General features: G+C 66.1%; 17 protein-coding genes and 1 tRNA gene. 3 read left to right on the top strand and 15 right to left on the bottom strand.

Annotation, left to right across the window (positions count from 1 at the left end):
- Positions 1-60 precede the first annotated feature (60 nt).
- The 6 genes from RAD04_RS13530 to RAD04_RS13555 all read right to left on the bottom strand — a co-directional run bounded on the left by RAD04_RS13530 (position 61) and on the right by RAD04_RS13555 (position 6,880).
- On the bottom strand, positions 61-855 hold the full coding sequence (locus tag RAD04_RS13530) for a glutamine amidotransferase (RefSeq protein ID WP_461624180.1): 795 nt from the start codon (positions 853-855) through the stop codon (positions 61-63).
- A gap of 121 nt (positions 856-976) precedes the next feature.
- Entirely contained in the window at positions 977-1,756 is a 780-nt protein-coding gene (locus RAD04_RS13535; RefSeq protein ID WP_461624181.1) for an SDR family NAD(P)-dependent oxidoreductase, read from the bottom strand.
- Between the two features lie 219 nt (positions 1,757-1,975).
- Complete coding sequence (locus RAD04_RS13540) at positions 1,976-2,464, bottom strand: tellurite resistance TerB family protein (RefSeq protein ID WP_018318970.1); 489 nt, start codon at positions 2,462-2,464, stop codon at positions 1,976-1,978.
- Between the two features lie 178 nt (positions 2,465-2,642).
- Positions 2,643-4,052: a DUF5939 domain-containing protein gene (locus tag RAD04_RS13545; RefSeq protein WP_461624182.1), complete on the bottom strand. Its 1,410-nt coding sequence runs from the start codon at positions 4,050-4,052 to the stop codon at positions 2,643-2,645.
- A 48-nt stretch (positions 4,053-4,100) separates the two neighbouring features.
- Complete coding sequence (locus RAD04_RS13550; protein ID WP_028139310.1) at positions 4,101-5,471, bottom strand: cytochrome P450; 1,371 nt, start codon at positions 5,469-5,471, stop codon at positions 4,101-4,103.
- A 35-nt stretch (positions 5,472-5,506) separates the two neighbouring features.
- Positions 5,507-6,880, bottom strand: coding sequence for a hydrolase (locus tag RAD04_RS13555; protein ID WP_461624183.1), 1,374 nt, complete (start codon positions 6,878-6,880; stop codon positions 5,507-5,509).
- Positions 6,881-7,026: 146 nt separating this feature from the next.
- Between RAD04_RS13555 and RAD04_RS13560 the strand changes: the two genes are divergently transcribed.
- Positions 7,027-8,721, top strand: a complete 1,695-nt coding sequence (locus RAD04_RS13560) for an MFS transporter (RefSeq protein ID WP_461624184.1) — start codon at positions 7,027-7,029, stop codon at positions 8,719-8,721.
- 39 nt (positions 8,722-8,760) lie between these two features.
- Here RAD04_RS13560 and RAD04_RS13565 read toward each other — a convergent pair whose 3' ends face one another.
- Positions 8,761-8,976, bottom strand: coding sequence for a cysteine rich repeat-containing protein (locus RAD04_RS13565; protein ID WP_461624185.1), 216 nt, complete (start codon positions 8,974-8,976; stop codon positions 8,761-8,763).
- A gap of 170 nt (positions 8,977-9,146) precedes the next feature.
- Positions 9,147-9,455, bottom strand: coding sequence for a hypothetical protein (locus tag RAD04_RS13570; protein WP_461624186.1), 309 nt, complete (start codon positions 9,453-9,455; stop codon positions 9,147-9,149).
- 253 nt (positions 9,456-9,708) lie between these two features.
- Between RAD04_RS13570 and RAD04_RS13575 the strand changes: the two genes are divergently transcribed.
- A complete protein-coding gene (locus RAD04_RS13575; RefSeq protein WP_461624187.1) occupies positions 9,709-10,764 on the top strand; it encodes a polysaccharide deacetylase family protein in 1,056 nt (351 codons plus the stop codon).
- Positions 10,765-10,837: 73 nt separating this feature from the next.
- Here the strand turns inward: RAD04_RS13575 and RAD04_RS13580 are convergent, their stop codons facing one another.
- The 7 genes from RAD04_RS13580 to RAD04_RS13610 form a co-directional block, all read right to left on the bottom strand.
- Complete coding sequence (locus RAD04_RS13580) at positions 10,838-11,230, bottom strand: hypothetical protein (protein WP_461624188.1); 393 nt, start codon at positions 11,228-11,230, stop codon at positions 10,838-10,840.
- A gap of 107 nt (positions 11,231-11,337) precedes the next feature.
- Entirely contained in the window at positions 11,338-11,907 is a 570-nt protein-coding gene (locus RAD04_RS13585) for a hypothetical protein (protein ID WP_461624189.1), read from the bottom strand.
- Complete coding sequence (locus RAD04_RS13590; RefSeq protein ID WP_461624190.1) at positions 11,870-12,943, bottom strand: hypothetical protein; 1,074 nt, start codon at positions 12,941-12,943, stop codon at positions 11,870-11,872. The genes RAD04_RS13585 and RAD04_RS13590 overlap by 38 nt, the downstream gene beginning before the upstream one ends.
- A 168-nt stretch (positions 12,944-13,111) precedes the next feature.
- Positions 13,112-13,187 (bottom strand) — tRNA-Thr (locus tag RAD04_RS13595).
- Between the two features lie 100 nt (positions 13,188-13,287).
- Complete coding sequence (locus tag RAD04_RS13600; RefSeq protein WP_461624191.1) at positions 13,288-15,072, bottom strand: heme biosynthesis HemY N-terminal domain-containing protein; 1,785 nt, start codon at positions 15,070-15,072, stop codon at positions 13,288-13,290.
- A 36-nt stretch (positions 15,073-15,108) separates the two neighbouring features.
- Positions 15,109-16,320 carry a COG4223 family protein gene (locus tag RAD04_RS13605; RefSeq protein ID WP_461624192.1) on the bottom strand — a complete coding sequence of 404 codons (1,212 nt, stop codon included), beginning with the start codon at positions 16,318-16,320 and terminating at the stop codon, positions 15,109-15,111.
- A 65-nt stretch (positions 16,321-16,385) separates the two neighbouring features.
- A complete protein-coding gene (locus RAD04_RS13610; protein ID WP_461624193.1) occupies positions 16,386-17,132 on the bottom strand; it encodes a uroporphyrinogen-III synthase in 747 nt (248 codons plus the stop codon).
- Between the two features lie 150 nt (positions 17,133-17,282).
- Between RAD04_RS13610 and tsaD the strand changes: the two genes are divergently transcribed.
- Entirely contained in the window at positions 17,283-18,356 is a 1,074-nt protein-coding gene (gene tsaD, locus RAD04_RS13615; RefSeq protein ID WP_461624194.1) for a tRNA (adenosine(37)-N6)-threonylcarbamoyltransferase complex transferase subunit TsaD, read from the top strand.
- Position 18,357: the final 1 nt, after the last annotated feature.

The raw sequence follows: 18,357 nt of genomic DNA on the forward strand, positions 1-18,357 counted from the left end.
CTCGTTGGGAGCGAGCCTAGCATATTCAGGGATGAGGCAAGGACTTGCGCGAAGTCGCGATCACTCGGCGGCTTGCGCCAGCACCGGCCGGCGCGCCAGCCAGCCGTCGATGAAATGGTCGAGCCAGGCGCGCTCTGCGACATCGTACACGGCACGATCGGCGAAATGATGATGTCGCTGCCGCGCACCGGGCGCGCTGAAGCCGTCATAGCCGCGCGTGGTCCAGCGATGCATCATCGCGTAGGTCACGTCAGGATGAAACTGCACGCCGAAGGCATTGCCGGTGCGGAACGCCTGCACCGGAAAATCGTCGCCTTCTGCAAGCAGCTGTGCGCCGACAGGCAGCTCGAATCCCTCGCGATGCCAGTGATAGACCTGGGCCGGCCAGGCCGGGCAGAGGGCGTGGCCCGCGGCTGTGGGCCGGATCGGGTAGTAGCCGATCTGGGTCAGCGCATCGGCATGCGGCGCGACGCGGGCGCCGAGCTGCATCGCCAGCATCTGGGCACCAAGGCAGATGCCGAGGAATGGCCGCTGCTCGCGCAGCGGAATTTCGATCCAGTCGATCTCGCGGCGAATATAGTCGTCGGAATCATTGGCGCTCATCGGACCGCCGAAGACCACGGCGCCGGCATGCTGATCGAGCGTCTCGGGCAAGGGATCGCCGAAGCGGGGACGGCGGATGTCGAGGCGATGGCCGAGCGCACGCAGCGCATTGCCGACACGGCCCGGCGTCGAGGATTCCTGGTGCAGGATGATCAGAACCGGCAATCGGGTTTCGGAGGCGGCGGCGCCTGGCGTCCTTCTCGGGAAGGGCACCACCTCTGCGCTACCAAACCTGTCCGTCCGGAACGACATGGCCTCTGCGAATGCTATCGGTTCAGACCGCCAGCATAACTAAGCGATCGTTAATTTCGTGTGAGTTCGCGCACACAACGAAACCGAAGCAAGCCCCGGGCCAATACGGGAGATTCGAGATCTAATGCCTCTGCCGTTGGAACCGGCTGGTGGCGGCCAGGATGAAGCCCCGCGGGAAAAAGCGCAGCGCAAATGGCACAATCTTGATGCCGAGACCAGGCAGCACTGCCCGTTTGTTGGCCATCAGGCCACGATAGGCTTCCTGCGCGACATCGGTGGCCGAGACATTGAGCAGGGCCGTATCATGTCCGGAGCCGACGCCGGCGCGCGCCTGGAATTCGGTGGGCACGGGACCCGGGCAAAGCACGGTGACGCGAACGCCGCGCGGCGCGAGCTCGGCCCGCAGCGCTTCGGTGAAGGAAATCACGTAGGCCTTGGACGCGTAATAGACGGCCATGCCAGGGCCGGGCAGGAAGCCCGCGACCGAGCCGACATTGAGAAGACCGCCCTTGTTCCTGATGAGTTGATCGGCGAAGCGCAGCGACAAATCGGTCAGAGCCCGCACGTTGACATCGACAATCCCGATCTGCTCGTCGCGATCGCGCTCGATGGCATCGCCGAACACGCCGAAGCCGGCATTGTTGACGAGGTGATCGAGCTCGACGCCTTCGGCAGCCAGCGCCGCCGCGATTGTCTCGCCGGCGTCGAGGTCCTCGAGATCGCAGGCGATCACGATCGGCTTCTTGCCGCCCTTGGCGGCGAGCTCGTCGGCGAGCGCCTCCAATCGATCCGCGCGCCGCGCTGTCAAAGCGAGGCGATGTCCATTGGCGGCGAACACGCGCGCCAGCTCCGCACCTATGCCCGCCGAAGCACCGGTGATCAACGTTACCCGCTCAGCCACGATCGAAGTCTCTTGAATTGAAGTTTTTGGCCCCGCAATGACGGAACGAGAGCATAAGCCGTGCGCGACAGGCAAGCGGCGTCGGCCGCATGGCCGCCTGAGCGGACGACAGGAGGAGCGGGAAAGCCGGGTTTTTACGGACGAATCCGGACGGCCGGCAGCTACATTAAAGTTTCGTCATGTGATCCCCACAACCGGCCATCCACCGGTTTGCGCGGATCAGCCGCCGACGGCGCTGTCCGTCACCTGACCACCGGCGCGCTCGGCCACCGTATGCTTCAGGTCGATCCGGTCGCGCTGGGAAATCCCGAGCAGGTCGGAGGCGCGCCAGACGACGTTGTCTTCGAATTCGGAGACCTGACCGTCGGCATAGACCAGCTCCCACATCATCCGGACGATGCGCTTGCGGCCCTCTTCGTCGAGCGAGCGCATGATGACGCTGGTGAAGTGATAGAGGTCCACCGCCTCGCCCTCGACCTGAGTGGCGTCCGCGATCAGACGATCCGCAGTGCCGCGATCGAGCTTAAAATGGCTTTCGATCAGGCTGTGCAGCTTGCGCTGCTCGGCCGCGCTCGGCTGGCCGTCGAGCGAGATTACGTGGACCAGCAGCGCGGTGGCCGCCAACCGATAATCGCTGTCACCGAACGTGCGGTTCTGGTCATTGGGGGCGACAATGTCGGCGATGAATTGGCGCAGGCCGTCGAGCATAAGATCCTACCGAAATCGATACAGCCGCGAGGCGCGGCCGTTACCAGCATTATATGAGCAGGAAACTCAACCGGCGCAACGTGCGTCAGTTCCGCGCGCTGCATTACGTTTCGGCAATCTGGATACCGTCATTCCGGGGCGATACGCCAGCATCGAACTCGGAATGACGAATGATTCCTCACGGAATCTCGTACACCACCATCTTGTCGGCGATGCCGCGCAGCGCCGCCTGTTTCTGGATCGGCTTGATCGCGCGCTGCTCCAGCACCTCGGCGACCGCGGGCGCATCGAGCACCGGGCCGGTGATGTGGATCTCCTGCGCGGTCGACAGGCTCTGCACGCGGGCGGCGATGTTGACCGTTTGGCCGAAATAATCCTGCCGCTCGTTGAGCATCACCGCGAGGCAGGGACCTTCATGGATGCCGATCTTGACGATGAGATCATCAGTGCCGCGCCGCTTGTTGAGCTGGTCCATCGCCGCGCGCATCCGCAGGCCAGCGACGATGGCATGCTCGGGGCGGACGAAGGTCGCCATCACGGCATCGCCGATCGTCTTCACCACCGCGCCCTTCTCGGAGGAGATGATCTCGAGCAGCGCATGGAAATGCGCGCGCACGAGATCGAAGGCGGCGAGGTCGCCGACGCGCTCGTAGAGCGCGGTCGAGCCCTTCAGATCGGTGAACAGGAAGGTCAGCGACGTGATCTGGAGCCGCTGGTCCAGACTGAGATTGTCCGCCTTGAAGACATCGCGAAAGGTCTGGTTCGACAGCATCCGCTTGGCAGTGAGGAACGGCTTGCGCTTGCCGATCAGATGATGGAGCGCCTCGGCCGCGATGAACACCGATGGCAGCACGCGCACGCCGGCCTGGTTCTCCAGCGACAGCCGCAGCGGACCCGGCCGCATGGTCGTGGTCCCCGTCGGGGCCTGCACCTTGTTGTACATGATGGCGAGCTGCTGACGGTCCCTGGTCGGCTCGCCCTGGACGTCGATGAAGTGGGCGGCGTGCGTGACCGGCTCGAAGATGATGACGAAGTCAGCAGGCAGCTGCAGCGACATGGTCGCCTTCTCACCGGCCGGCAACTCCATCGTATCCAGCGTCACCTCGTTCGCCAGCGTCGCAAACGATTCCTTGTTGAAGTCGACGCCGGAGCTCCAGAACACCTGCTTGAAATACTCCCACACCGGCAGCGTGTCGGGGTCGTGCGCCGCGATGCGCCGGACGCGCGGATTGACGGTGAAGGACACTTCGACCTGGTCGTCGACGGAGGCCTTGTAGCCGCAAGCGCAGAGCGCGCAGTGATAGTCGTCGGGCTTGAGCGCCTTCAACGTCGTGTGCGCGCCGAGCACGCCGCCGCAGCCAGGACACAGCACGTTCCAGCCGAGATCGAACAACCCGAGCCGTGCTGCGTGCAGGAACGCCGAGATCGCGTGCTCTTCGTCAACGGCATGCTGCGTGGCGAAGTCGAGGACATTGACGCGATTGAGCTCGTGATCCTCGCCGTCCTCAATCAGACGCGCAATCGCATCGACCACCTTCGTGTCGGCGGTCTGCTTGAGAACGGAGAACTGGGCCTGGATGTCGCTCATCGCGGGACTCTGCTGGTTGAATCACGCCATCGGCCAGGCAATCGCCTGTCACCGACGGGTGATACGGAACATGGGTGAGTGGTCCGGCTGGGTCGTGACGACGCCGAGCGGGATCACGGGATTGGCCTGATCGGCGAGCTCGACGCGGAACGCGCCGATCAGCCGGGCCAGCGCCAGCACGGATTCGGCTTGCGCAAACGGTGCGCCGATGCAGACGCGCGGACCTGCGCCGAACGGCAGATAGGCGAAGCGATCGGGCGCCTCCGTCGACATGAAGCGCTTCGGAATGAACGCGTTCGGCTGATCCCACAGCTTCTCGTGCCGGTGCAAAAGCCAGGGCGCGATCATGATGATGTCGCCCTTGCTGATCTCGACGCCTGCCGCATTGTCCTTTTCGCGTGCGGCGCGCGCGACCAGGAAGGCGGGAGGATAGAGCCGCATGGTCTCGTCGATTACCGCGCGGGTGAATTTTTGGCGATCGATGTCGGCCATGCTGTCGAGATGCTCGCCGCTTGTCTCGGACGCCACCTCCTCCTGCGTCTCCGGATCGAGTGCGAGCAGATAGAGCGCCCAGAACAGCGCCGTCGCCGTGGTCTCGTGACCCGCCAGGATCATGGTCGCGACCTCGTCGACGAGCTGTTCGTCGGAGAAGCCTTTGCCGGTTTCCGGATCGCGCGCCGCGTCCATGAGATCGAACAGGTCACGCGGCGGCGCGCCGTCCTTCTTGCCGGCGGCGCGCCGCTCGGCGATCAACATCGCGACGAACTCGGTCCAGCGCTTGCGGAAACGGGCGCGGGCAAAATCCATCGGGCTCGGCCACGACACCGGCAGCAGCATGTCGAGGAAGTAGGGCCGTCCCAGCCGGGATGCATACTCCATGATGAAATTGCGCAGGGTCGCGCCATGCCGGTCCATGCCGAACGAGAACATCGTGCGCCCAGCGATCTCCAGCGTCATGCGCTGCATGATTTCGCGCAGATCGACCGGCGCGCCCGTCTGCGTATCGAGCTTCGCGATGGTCTCGTCGAGCACCGCCGTCATGTGCGGCACGAGGTTGGCGGTGGCGCGCGGCGTGAAGGCCGGCGCGAGCGTCCGGCGCTGGAACGTCCAGGAATGACCTTCCGCGATCAGAAGCCCGTCGCCGAGCACCGGGCGCAGCATGCGGATGCCCGCCGGCGTGCGCGTATAATTCTCGTAATTGTTGAGCAGGACGTGCCGGATCGCATCTGGCTGATTCAGGATGAAGCTGTTGCGAAGGAAGAAGCGGCCCTTGATGACCTCTTCCTCATAGGCGGGCTGCCCCCATGTCGCGATCATGTTGCGCCGGATCACGGCAAGCCGGCCGAAGAACGACATGTCGTCGGGCGCACGCGGGGGAGCCGGGGGGATGATGGGCCTACGCACGCTGGCGATATTCATGGCTCTCTCCCGCAAGATGTGACGCAGGCAAATAGCTAATAAGTCAGCTCGGCGACCGCAATCCTGTTCTCCTGGGCGGGCCAGGCGCGCGCCACAATTCGTTCTTCGCCGAACTCGGCCACGATGTTACGCCCAACCTCGCTGGCGGGAAGCCGCAGGGTTGCTGCCGCATCCGTGGGCACGCCCGGCTTGACATCGGCCGGCTCCTTGCCGTCGAGCAGCACCACGTCCCGCGGCAGGCCGAAATAGCCCCTCGGCCGCGACATGATCACGACAGCGCCTGCGTCCTTGTCGGCCGGCCCGAGCGGGCGCGCGGCGCGCAAATGCACGACGTCGGATGAGCGCGGGAAGGGCGAGCGATAGATATGCGTCGTCGGCGTGTCGGGCGATGCCAGTACGAATTCGAGCGACCAGGCGGGATCGACCTGCGCCGGCCCCCAGCGGCCGTCGGCACCCGTCTTCGCGCTGTGCAGCGCACCGCCCTTGCGCTCTCCGGTATCAGGATCGACGCGGAAGATATCGACGGTTGCACCCGCCACCGGACGGTTGGTCGGCACACCGCCCGGCGTCCCCGTGACGAGGCCGCTCAGCCGGACGCTTGGCTCCGGCACGATCGCGATGCGCGCGGGCTCGCGCCCCGCGATGAATTTGTAGATCTCGCGGAAGGCGCGCGGATGGAACGCCACCTCGCGATGGTCGAGTGCGCCGAGCACGAGGTTGGTGGCGCCCTTCAGCTCCGGCCCTTCATTGGTGACACCGGTCGGCGTGCCGGGCTTGCCGATGAAGCGGCCGTCGGCCTGGGCGTATTTGTCCATGCCGTCGCTGCGCAAGGTGAGGAAGGCAACGCCCGGCGTCACCTCGCTCTCGCCCTCGTTCAGGCCACGCAGGAATACGCCGCGGCCGTTGAACTCGTTGTTGGGCTGGTCGTCGGTGGCGAACACGCCGTGATTGGGCGTGCCGCACAAGACAGCGTGGCTGACATCGCCGGCACCACCGTTCTTGATGACGTTGCGGATCGCATAGCCGCCGCGCGAGCTGCCGACCAGCGCCACGCGCGCCGCGCCGGTGCGGCGCTTCAGCTCAGTGATGGCGGCAGCGAGCTCGCGGCGCTGATCCTCGATCGAGGAACGGCCGGCCTGCTCGACCTTGTCGTCACTCCGCGCCAGCGGATCGGTGAAATTGATCGCCATCATGCGATCGCGCGCGATGCCGTTGGATTCCATCCGCCACAAGGTCGTCATCCAGAGCGCGTCGTAGTCGCCATTGCCGTGGACGAACAGGATCGGCGGCACCTCGGTGCCCGGCGCCGCAGCGGGCGCGGATTGGGCCGGTGCGCCCGTCCGCAAGCTCGCAATTGCGAAAGGCAAGCTGCCGGCCCCCTGCAGGATCGTCCGTCGCGACAGCTTCATTTGTTCCTCCCGGCAAACCAACTCTTTGCACCGCTTATAGCGGCCTAACCACTGGACAGCGAAGGACTTTCGCGGGCATCACTGAATTTGCCGGAATCGCCCAGGATCACTCCAAGACCATTCTGCCAGCCCGTTTGGAAGGGGATATGACCGAGCAGACGAACCGCCAGAAAATCGCCGCCGACGGCATCACCGCGCCTCTGCGGTACACGGTGTTCCGGCGCATCTGGCTCGCCAGCCTGCTCTCCAATCTCGGCCTCCTGATCCAAGGCGTCGGCGCGGCCTGGGCGATGACGCAGATGGCGGCCTCGGCGGATAAGGTGGCGCTGGTGCAGACCGCCTTGATGCTGCCGATCATGCTGATCTCAATGCCGGCCGGCGCCATCGCCGACATGTATGACCGCCGCATCGTCACCCTCGTCTCGCTGATGGTTGCACTCACCGGCGCGACGGTATTGACGGTGCTGGCAGGGTTCAATCTCATCACCCCGGAGACGCTGCTCGCCTTCTGCTTCGTCGTGGGCAGCGGCAACGCGCTGTTCGGCCCGGCGTGGCAGTCTTCGGTCAGCGAGCAGGTGCCGCCCGATGCGCTGCCTTCGGCTGTTGCCCTGAACGGCATCAGCTACAACATCGCGCGCAGCTTCGGTCCCGCGGTCGGCGGCGTCATCGTCGCCGCGCTCGGCGCGGTGGCCGCTTTCGCCTGTAACGCGATCCTCTATCTGCCGCTGCTGGTGGTGCTGCTACTGTGGCGGCGCAGCACCGAGCCCTCGCGCCTGCCGCGGGAAAAGCTCAACCGCGCCATGGTCTCCGGCTTCCGCTACATCACCAATTCGCCGCCGATCAAGATCGTGCTGTTGCGCACGCTGGTGATGGGCCTGATCGGCGGCGCCATCATGGCGCTGATGCCGCTGGTGGCGCGCGACCTGCTGCATGGCGGGGCGCAGACTTACGGCATCATGCTGGGCGCCTTCGGCATGGGCGCCGTGATCGGTGCGCTCAACATCCACGAATTGCGCAAGCGCATGAGCGGCGAGGCAGCGATCCGCGCCTGCACCATCTCGATGGCCTTTGCGATGGCCGCCCTTGCCCTGAGCACCGAGCCGGTGCTGACGGCGACCGCGCTGGTATTGGCCGGCGCGGTCTGGATGGCCGCGATCGCTCTGTTCAATATCGGCGTGCAGCTCTCGGCGCCGCGTTGGGTCGCCGGCCGTTCGCTCGCGGCATTCCAGGCCTCGATTTCCGGCGGCATCGCGATCGGTGCCTGGGGCTGGGGCCATCTCACCGACTATGCCGGCGTCGAGGTCGCATTGCTGACCGCGGCCGGCCTGATGCTGATCTCGCCGCTGCTCGGGATCTGGCTGACGATGCCGCGCGTCGGTGCCCGCAACGAAGATGCCGACGTGCTGGCCGATCCCGAGGTGAAGCTGTCCCTGACGGGGCGCAGCGGACCTCTGGTGGTCGAGATCGAATATCGCGTCGCGCAGGAGAACGCGCGCGCGTTCCACAACGTGATGCAGGACGTGCAGCTCTCCCGGCAGCGTAACGGCGCCTATGGCTGGTCGATCGCCCGCGACATCGCCGACCCCGAATTGTGGACCGAGCGCTATCATTGCCCGACCTGGTTCGACTATTTGCGCCAGCGCAACCGCTCGACCCAGTCCGAGCGCGCGCTGCATCAGCAGGCAATCGATTTCCATATCGGTCCCGAGCCGGTGCGGATCCGCCGCATGCTGGAGCGTCCGTTCGGTTCAGTGCGCTGGAAGGAGGAGACGCCGGATCGTGCGAGTACCGAGGTGCTGCCGGTGGTCGCCACCGCGGCGGGGAGCAGCGTCAGACCGTAGCACGGATTGCGCTTCGCTCCATCCGGGCTACGAGAACTCTTACTGCCCGTGCTCCGTCAGCACCTTGTCGCAGCCTTTGCTGAGGCGGGTGCGGTTCTGCTTGAGGCAGGCGAGCACGGCGCCATCGCCATTGTTCATCACGGCACGGCAAAAGCGGGTGACATCGCGCGCGCAGGCATCGTGGCCCGGCTGCTGCTGCGCGGATGCGACCGATGCGCCGAGCAGCAAAGGAAGAATGAAAAGAAATCTGGTCATCGCGTAATGCCTCTTACCCGGAAGAATGTGCGGGCGAAGCTAGTGCGACGATCCCTCAGCCGCAACGGCTTTATTGCCAGGCTGCATGGCGCCGCCGCGTTGCCCCGGCTTGACGCCGGGGCGTATCGCGAGGGGAGCTAACCGACGCAACGATGCAGTGTTGCGTGCTCTTACTGCTTGTCCTGGGCGTCAGCGACCTTGCGCGAGGCGCCCTTGGCGAGATCCTTGTCCATCACCGCGCGGCAGCCGACGCTCAGATCCGAGCGATGCTTCATCATGCAGGCCGTGATCTTCGGGATGTTGGGGATTTCCGCCGAGCACAGGCGGAAGGCATCGCCGGTGCACTGCTGCTGCGCCTCGGCCGAGAAGGCGAAGCTCGAACTCGTCGCGACGAGCGAGACGACGGCGGCCAAGCCGAGCGCCAGGCTGGTGTCGCGTATCTTACTGGTCAGGGACGTAGCCGAAAAAGACTTGGTCATTTGAAGCTCCCATTGGCGCCGTCGCAACGGTGCCCGTTGTTGATGGGAGCTACGATGCTCCAGCAAAACAGTTTCCACTGTGATGATGGTCACGGGCCGCACCCCGACTGTGACGTCGGTCACTTTGGCGCACCTCCCTGAAATTCCTCCACAACCGCCGTCGTGTTGGTGTCACGTTAACTGTTACTTCGCATTAATGGCTCGTCGCGCGGGAAATTCCGCCGGTTTGGTTGCGTAATTGGAAAGAGTAGCGATGCGTAATGCGTTGGGCCTGATGTTGGCCAGTGTAGTTGCGGCGGTCGTGATCGCCGCCGGCGGTTGGTTTTATTATTCCTCGCGCGCCGATCAGGCCGCTCCCAAGACAATTGCCGCCCGTGCCGCCGATCAATTGCCGGCACCGGCGAAGCTCGCCGCCAGGGATGACGTCGAGACCACCGCGACGATCGCGGCCAGGCCGACGACAGTTGCTCAGGCACCCGCGCCCGCCCCGGCCATGCCGGTTCAGCAGAAATCGACCTGCGCCAATCCGAACGCGCTGGGCGTCTCCCGTGTGGTCGAGATCGACACCACCGGCGGCCCCGGCTTCGGCTTCGATCATTTCAAGCAATTCGACTTCCTCACCGACAAGGAGGTCGTGCTGACCTTCGACGACGGTCCCTGGCCCGTGAACACGCCGAATGTGCTGAAGGCGCTGGCGGACGAATGCACCAAGGGCCTGTTCTTCTCGGTCGGCAAGCACGCGACCTATCATCCGGAAATCCTGCGCCAGGTGCTGGCCCAGGGCCACACGGTCGGCACGCATACCTGGTCGCACGTCAATCTGAACGGCAAGAAGATGACCGAGCAGATGGCCAAGGACGAGGTCGAAAAGGGCATCAGCGCGGTGAAATTCGCGCTCGGTGCCAACCCCGCGCCGTTCTTCCGCTTCCCGCAGCTCCAGCATAATCCGGCGATCGTGAGCTATTTCGGCACCCGCAACGTCGCGATGTTCTCGACCGACGTCGACTCCTTCGACTTCCGCAAGGGCGCGACGCCGGAGAAGATCATCGAGACGGTGATGACCCGGCTGGACAAGCTCGGCAAGGGCATCATCCTGATGCACGATTTCCAGAAGAATACCGGCATAGCCCTGCCGACGCTGCTCGCGCGGTTGAAGGCCGGCGGCTACAAGGTCGTGCAGATGAAGGCCAAGACGACGCTGCAGACGCTGCCGGAATATGACGAAGCGATCATGAAGGACATGAAGGTGCCGACCGCGAGCACGAACACGCGTCCGATCGGGAGCGTGGTGCAGACGGTGTCGCAGTAAACGCCATCTATCCAATCCAAGACTCTTGCGTCATGGCCGGGCTTGTCCCGGCCATTTGCTTTTGGCGAGGGGCTTACCAATAGATGCCGTGGCGGTGCAGCTCGCTGATGATGCGGCCCTCGGTCCAGCGCTTGGACTTCGGCTTGTCCGCCCTTGCCGTTTTCTTGGTGGCGGGCTTGGTCGTCGCGACCGGCGCGGGGGTGGTCGTGGGCGTGGTCACCGCCGGAGCAGCCGGCGTGACCGTGGCGGCCGGCGCAGCGAGCGACACTGCCGGCGGACGATCGGAATATTTCGCCGCCTCCGCGGCTGGCGCGACTTCGGTCACCTGCGCCGTGGCGGCGGTCGGCGTCGTTTGTGGCGCAGGGGCCTGAGCGCCGGCCGCGGACAGCGACAGGCTGCGGGAGCCGTCTGCCTGGGCCGAGGCAGAAGCCAGGACCATGGCGGCAACCAGAATGATCTTGCGCATGTGAATCTCCCCGTGTTGGCGTACCCGGGACATTACGGGGAGGGTGTCCTGGGTTAAGTGATTGGCCTCACACAATCGCGGAGCAATTTCGAACCGGCCGGCTGCGATCAACACCCCCGCCGGTACACCCGCAGCGTCACATCCGGAAAGCTCATGCTGTCGAGCAGGCAGACGCCCTTTTCCGCATCCATGCGGGCGATGAGCTCATCGCCGACCCGCGATCCGACCAGCGTATGCTGGATCGAGCTCGAAACGACGAGGATGTTCGACTGCAGAAGCGCGTCTGCGGTGGCCGCTGCCGTTCGATGCAGCATCTCGCCGCGGACAACGAGATTCATCCGCGCCTGCGCCGCATACAACTGAATGGTCGCGGGCGTGACCGGGTAGGGACTCGAAAAGCCGACGTAGAGCGGGCCCGACGGCGGTGGCTTGACGTCGCGCATAAGCGACCAGAGGCGCTCGGTCGATGCGCGGATGCTGTCCTGCTGCTGCGCGCTCAGCGGCGTCGCCACGCTGAGCTGACCGATCACCACGTGCTTGACGAACAGCGCGAAGGCGATTGCGAGCGCAAGCACCCGGCCCGCCGTCAGCAGATGGCGACGGATGGCTGTCGCACGGGCCGTGCGCGCAAGCAGCGATTCAATGGACGCCATGCTGGCGCAGCCATTGAGGACCATCGCGACGATGAACGTAGAACATTGCGCCGAAAAAATAGGTCTTGATCTCGGCAACGGACGGAATGGCGTAGGCAATCAGCACAGTCGTGAGCAGAACGACGGCATCCAGCACCGCAGCCCGGCCCCGGATCGCAGCGAGCACGAAGCGCAGCAGCATCAAGGCCAACCCGATGGCGAGCCAATAGTGCAGGCCGAACTGTCCCTCTCCACCGATGGAGAATCGTAGCAGCCCGGGCCAGAAGCCTTCGCCCGTCGTCCAGAGGTCGCGCTGGCCGACGAACACGTTGAGAATGTAGGTGATGGTCTCGACCAAGGCGGGTCCGATCAGCGCGGCCGTGGTCGCGATCAACGGCAGCACGAACCACGCGAGCGCGCCGAGCGCAGTCCTGATCGACAGGCGCAATCCGCCCGCCTGGATGCAATCGACGACCAGCCGGATCGCGAACGCGCTGCCGAGCAGAGCAAGCGCAGCCGGGAACGATGTCGGCTTGATGCAGGCGGCGAGTGCGCAGGCAACGCCGAGGCCAGCCAGCGACCGGGCGCTACGCCCGAGCACGCCGCGGTAGACAATGGCACCGGCGGCAAGACCAATGGCAAGTCCCGAGGGCAGATCGGGACGCGCTTCCGTGATCGTGTGCCCCAGCACCGGCACGCACACCGCTGCGACCAGACACGATGCGATCTCGAGGACCGGCCGTCGCCGAACCAGCCAGATGATCCCGAGCAGGAAGCCGAAGACGATCACGGCATGAACGAGATAAGGACCGACATAGCTTCCGGGAAACGACCAAAAACCGGTGGCCGCCACCAGCGTCGAAAACGGCGCATGGTGATGCAGCAAGTCCCAGACGCTGCCGGCGACGCCGCGGCTTCCGAAGGCATTCACCCATCTGACTGCGTCGCCGAAATAGGCGACGTCGTCATAAAGCGGGGGAACGGACAGCCGGCTGTGCAGCCGCGACGCGTCGAGCGATTTGGAAGCGACGATGGCGGTGATCAGCGCCGCAAGGATGACGAGGCCGGGCAGCCGGACCACCCAGTCGCTCGGATCCGCGGAGCCCGGCTCCGTTCGCGATGCCCCTGCCTGCCCCATTGCCCACACCCCGCCAGCGCGCATCGTAGAGACGCCAGCATCGCGCGCAATGCGCCGGATGCAATGGCCGGGACTGGGCTCGCGCTTCTTGGATCGGATGAGTTGAGGCGCTGGTGCCGCAAGAGGGATTCGAACCCCCGACCCCGTCATTACGAATGACGTGCTCTACCAACTGAGCTATTGCGGCGAACCCTGCCGGGGCCAAGGCGATGCCGGCCCCGATACGCGCGCTCCTGATATCGGGCATGGCCCGAATTGGCAAGGACAAGCCGGGTTCGAAATGCGGCTCACGCGCCCCAGCGCGACCAGAATCCGCGCCAGCCGCCGGCCTGGGCCTTGGGGGTACCGATTTGTTCCGTAAATTCATCGCTCGGACCCTCGTCATCGATCCCGGGATCGTCGGGGGCCCGGACGATCGGAATAACCGCGGGAATCGGCGCTGGCGCGGGTTTGCCGAGCTCGGCGCGGCTCCGGAACACCGGTGTCGGCGCCGGCGGCGCTGATTCGGCGGGCTCGGGGGCCGGTTGGACCGTCTCGGCAGGCGTAACCGCCGGCTCGTCCTTGAGGGTTTCCTTGGCGGTTTCCTTGGCGTTTTCTTTGGCGGCTTCCTTGGTCTCAGGGGGCGAATTGTCCTGAGCGGCCGGTACTGGGGCTGGGGCCGCCACGGCCGGTTCCGCCGTGCTGTCGCTGGGAGCCGCCGTCACCCGCTTCGGCGGCGGGGCCGCCAGCATGGCCTCCTCGAAGGCCGAGGATTCGATCGTGGTCCCCTTGTCCGAAGGCAGGCTCGCGACCGGGGTCTGCCACTGGAACGCATCGAGCCGGCCGGTGACCGGCGAGACCGGGCGCCAACGGTCGCTGACATAGCCGTCGGCAGTCCACGCCGGGTCGTGGCGGGCGCGCACCGCACGCAAGGTCCAGGCGCGGGCACGGCCGCTATCGCCATGCTCGGCACGCTCGATCTCGGCCATCAGCAGCGCGACGCGCTGGGTCGGATCGCTGAGATAAGGCGCGAGCACTTCGCGCGCGCGGGCGAACTCGGAGGCGTCGATCGCGGCACGCGCGATCGCGAGCTGGCCCTCGATATGGCCGGACTTGTCGGCGGGCGTCTTCGCCGCGAGCGTCTCGACCCGCTGCAAGCGGTGCCAGGCGGTATCGCCGAGCTTCACGTGGGCATAGGCATCCGCGAGATCCGGATGCGGATTGGCGAGCCAGGCGGCTTCCACCCGCTTCATTGCGCGGCGCACCTGATGTGCCTCGCTGTCGAATTTTGCCGCGAGCACGGCCGCGGGCACCAGGGTCGGCGCAAGCTTGACCGCTTCCAGCACGCTCTCGCGCGCGACGTCGCGGTCCATGGTTGCCAATTCCAGCGCGCGTGCGGTGAGCAGCACGCCGCGCTGGCGGCGATAGGCCTGCTTGTCGATCAGGCCTGCGGACAAATTCGAATCGAGGATCGCGAGCGCGCCGCTCCAGTCGCCGCGCGCGCAGCGGAAGCCGAGCACCGCTTGCGAGGCCCAGGTCGAGGAAGGCGACAGCTTGATCGCTTCCTCCGCGATCATCACGGCGCCGACCGCATCGTCGGCGCGCTGCGCCTCGATGAACAGCCCGCGCAGGCCGAGCAGACGCGTGTCCTCACGCTCGGCCATGGCGCGGAAGACCCGCTGCGCCTCGTCGCGATTGCCTTCAAGCTGCGCCGACTGCGCATGCAGGAGCAGCGCGAGCGGATCATTCGGGGCATGCCGCCGCGCCGTTTCCGCGTGCCGGCGGGCGAGCGCGGTGTCACCATGACCGATCGCGAGCAGGCCGTGGGTGATGGCGTGGCGGCCTCTCGCGTGGCGCTTGTCGTGGCGGCGGCGGCGCAGACGCCCCGGCGTGCGCCAGATCGTCGTCAGGATGCTCCAGACCAACACGACGGCCGCGGCAAACAGGCCAAGCAGGAACACGAATTTGGGAAGCGTGGTCGAGGCGCGGAAACTGCCCGCAGTCAGGACGAGATCACCGGGCTGGTCGGCAACCCAGGCCGCGCCGGCCGCCGCCAGCGCGATCAGGACAAGGAAGAGGACGATGCGAAGCATGGCGATCCCTATACGCGCTTAGTATTGCGCGAAGCTTTATTGAGCAGGCTTGACGAGATCCGCCATGGCATCGTCGGCGAACTTGCGGGAAGCGGCGAGCGCAGCGTCGCGGGCATCGGCCTTGTCGAGCCAGGCCTGCGCCGGCGCACGATCGGCCTCAGCCAGCGTCTTGAGCTCGCGCCGCGCTTCCAAGAAATCATTGCGAAGCGCCGCGGCAGTCACCCGTGCGACGATGGCGCCCCGATCGTTGCCGACCCCGTCGGTGCGCTCGATGCGGACGAGCTTTGACGCTCCTGCCTGGAGCCGCTCGACGATGCCCGTGCCGCTGGTCTGGGTTTCCGCCGGCGGCGACAGCTTCGGCACGATGTTGAGCAGCTCGCGGCTCAGCGCCACCGGCGTCGGGATGCCTGACGCGGCAAAGGTGTCGAGCGGCTTCAGCATATCGGGCTTTGCCGCCATCGCCCGCGCTGCGGCCAATTGCGACTCGTAAGCATCGCCGTGACGAACGGCGACATCGAGCAGCGCCGCCGCCACCACATGGCGCAGCGGCTTGTCGTCCACCTTCTTCGCATCGGCGATCTTCTCGCCCTGCTGCGCGAGCTCAGCACGCTCGGTCTTGCTGGCGCGCTCGAGCTGGGCGATGCGGTCGCTCAGAGCGGCGAGGTCGGGCGCGGCAGTTTGCGCCGCCGATTTCGCATCGTTCAATGTGCTCGCGGTCTTGTCGGACTGCGCACGCAGATTGGCGACGTCGCTGCGCAAGCTGCTCGCGGATTTCTCCAGCGCGTCGATCCGCGCCGCCATGGCGGGATCGGCGGCGGGCTTGCCGGCCTTGGCTTCGACTGCCGCAACGCGACCGCTCAGCGCATCGACCGTCGCGCTCGTGACTTGCGGGGCCGCCGGCGGCGCCTGTACGGCGGGCCAGCCCAGCATCCAGCCGACCGCGATCACGACTGCCGCTGCGACAGCGCCGGAGAACGGCGCGATGACCCAGGGCGACATCGGCGCGGACGCGGGAGCCGGCGCAACCGCGGCCTGCGGTTCGGTCCGCTCCGGCTCTGCGTCAACCTGGTCGGATTTTGCCTGCTCAGGCTCGGCGTACTCCGGCGCCGGGGGGGCCTCGGGCTCAACCGCCGGCTCCTGCGGCTGGGTCGAGACTTCGGTGGCTTCGAGGTCGATGGTGGGCGGAGTGCGCTTGGCACGGCCGGACTCAGGAGCCAATCCTGCGTCTTCAGGCTTGTCGTCGGCCATCGTGACGGTTCCTCACACTTCCATACGCGGGACGGACCCGATTACGTCGGATTCGGCTCGACCTCTTACGCCAAACGGGTGCGCAACGCACGCTCCAAGGTGGTAAATAAGGCATTTTCGTCCGGTGTCGCAGCCACCAGAACCTGCGACGCGCCGGCATCGCGCAGCACGCTGGCAACGGTCTCGGACAGGCAGCATTGCGGTATAGCCAGCGCCGAGATTTCGACGCCCTCGTCCCTGGCCGCATCCAGGAACGCCCGGGCGCTACGCCGGGAATAGTGCAGCACCGCCTCGACGCCGTGAGCGGCAAAGCCATCGCAGACCTCGCGCGGCAGATGCTTGACCGGCGCCATGCGATAGGTCGTCTGCGTGACCACGCTAAACCCCTCCGCACCGAGCTCGCCGCCGAGGTCTCGCGACAGATCCCCGCCTGCGAGATACAGCAGCGTGCTCTTTTTTTTCAGCACCTTGTCGCGCGCGCTCTGCATCACCTTGTCGCGCAAGGACGCGGCATCGCCGCCGGCGACGATCACCTCGGCAAAGCCGGCGTCGCGCGCCGCAGCAGCCGTATGCTCGCCGACCGCAAACAACGGCAGCTCCAACAGACCAAGATCCCGCAATTGTGGCGCGACGGCACGGATCGCGTTCGCCGATGTGACGAGGATGGCGCCGTAGGGAGCTTCACTCTCATCATGGAAGGCGACCGGCTCGAACTTGAGCACCGGCGCAAGCAGCACCGCAAGCCCCCGCGCACGCAGGCTTTCCGCCGTCGCCTCATTGTCGGGATGCGGCCGTGTGACAAGAATGGACATCGCTGGTGTTCCCGAACCAATTGGCGGCGACGCATTCGTGAGGAAGCCGCGCGTGGCGATTGCGCAATCTGGCCCCGGAATGCTACCGGACGTACCAGAACTCTGCTTTCCGGATGAGCGCAAGGGCGCAAATTGGATAACAATTCGCCAATGCTGGTACTGGGCATCGAAACCACCTGCGACGAGACCGCCGCGGCGGTGATCGAGCGCGCGGGCGACGGCAGCGGCAGGATCCTGTCCAACATCGTGCGGTCGCAAATCGAGGAGCACGCCCGCTTCGGCGGCGTGGTGCCGGAGATCGCCGCCCGCGCCCATGTCGACCTGCTCGACGGCATCATCGCGCGCGCGATGCAGGAGGCCGGCGTCGGCTTCGCCCAGCTGGGCGGCGTCGCGGCCGCGGCGGGGCCGGGCCTGATCGGCGGCGTCATCGTCGGGCTCACCACCGCGAAGGCGATCGCGATGGTGCACGACACGCCACTTGTCGCGGTGAACCATCTGGAGGCGCACGCGCTGACGCCGCGCCTCACTGACGGAATCGAATTTCCCTATTGCCTGTTCCTCGCCTCGGGCGGTCATACCCAGATCGTCGCGGTCACCGGCGTCGGCCAGTATGTACGGCTCGGCACCACCGTCGACGATGCGATCGGCGAGGCCTTCGACAAGGTCGCGAAGATGCTGGGCCTGCCCTATCCCGGCGGCCCGCAGGTCGAGCGCGCGGCGGCAAGCGGCGATGCCACGCGCTTTGCGTTTCCGCGGCCGATGCAGGGACGCCCCGATGCCAATTTCTCGCTGTCGGGATTGAAGACGGCAGTGCGCACCGAAGCGAGCCGGCTGGCCGAGATCACGGCGCAGGACATCAGCGATCTCTGCGCGAGCTTTCAGGCCGCCGTGCTGGATTCGACCGCCGACCGGCTGAGCGTCGGCCTCAGGCTGTTCCGCGAAAAATTCGGCGCACCGCGCGCGCTGGTCGCGGCCGGCGGCGTCGCCGCCAATCAGGCGATTCGCGGCGCCCTCGATGACGTCGCACAGCAAGCCGGGACGCAACTTATCATGCCGCCGCCCGCGCTCTGCACCGACAACGGCGCGATGATCGCCTGGGCCGGCGCCGAACGCCTCGCGCTCGGCCTGACCGACACGATGGAAGCGCAGCCCCGCGCGCGCTGGCTGCTCGACGCCAACGCAATGGCGCCGGCGGGCTACGGCAAGACCCGGGCGGGATACTAGC

Source organism: Bradyrhizobium sp. 25ACV (genome assembly GCF_054863005.1).

Bases quoted from the DNA above. Each gene is read 5' to 3' on its own strand.
- RAD04_RS13610 (WP_461624193.1), bottom strand. From the start codon at position 17,132: ATGTCCATTCTTGTCACACGGCCGCATCCCGACAATGAGGCGACGGCG.
- RAD04_RS13565 (WP_461624185.1), bottom strand. From the start codon at position 8,976: ATGACCAGATTTCTTTTCATTCTTCCTTTGCTGCTCGGCGCATCGGTC.
- RAD04_RS13530 (WP_461624180.1), bottom strand. From the start codon at position 855: ATGTCGTTCCGGACGGACAGGTTTGGTAGCGCAGAGGTGGTGCCCTTC.
- RAD04_RS13570 (WP_461624186.1), bottom strand. From the start codon at position 9,455: ATGACCAAGTCTTTTTCGGCTACGTCCCTGACCAGTAAGATACGCGAC.
- RAD04_RS13540 (WP_018318970.1), bottom strand. From the start codon at position 2,464: ATGCTCGACGGCCTGCGCCAATTCATCGCCGACATTGTCGCCCCCAAT.
- RAD04_RS13555 (WP_461624183.1), bottom strand. From the start codon at position 6,880: ATGAAGCTGTCGCGACGGACGATCCTGCAGGGGGCCGGCAGCTTGCCT.
- RAD04_RS13560 (WP_461624184.1), top strand. From the start codon at position 7,027: ATGACCGAGCAGACGAACCGCCAGAAAATCGCCGCCGACGGCATCACC.
- RAD04_RS13605 (WP_461624192.1), bottom strand. From the start codon at position 16,320: ATGGCCGACGACAAGCCTGAAGACGCAGGATTGGCTCCTGAGTCCGGC.
- RAD04_RS13545 (WP_461624182.1), bottom strand. From the start codon at position 4,052: ATGAGCGACATCCAGGCCCAGTTCTCCGTTCTCAAGCAGACCGCCGAC.
- tsaD (WP_461624194.1), top strand. From the start codon at position 17,283: ATGCTGGTACTGGGCATCGAAACCACCTGCGACGAGACCGCCGCGGCG.
- RAD04_RS13550 (WP_028139310.1), bottom strand. From the start codon at position 5,471: ATGAATATCGCCAGCGTGCGTAGGCCCATCATCCCCCCGGCTCCCCCG.
- RAD04_RS13580 (WP_461624188.1), bottom strand. From the start codon at position 11,230: ATGCGCAAGATCATTCTGGTTGCCGCCATGGTCCTGGCTTCTGCCTCG.
- RAD04_RS13575 (WP_461624187.1), top strand. From the start codon at position 9,709: ATGCGTAATGCGTTGGGCCTGATGTTGGCCAGTGTAGTTGCGGCGGTC.
- RAD04_RS13600 (WP_461624191.1), bottom strand. From the start codon at position 15,072: ATGCTTCGCATCGTCCTCTTCCTTGTCCTGATCGCGCTGGCGGCGGCC.
- RAD04_RS13585 (WP_461624189.1), bottom strand. From the start codon at position 11,907: ATGGTCCTCAATGGCTGCGCCAGCATGGCGTCCATTGAATCGCTGCTT.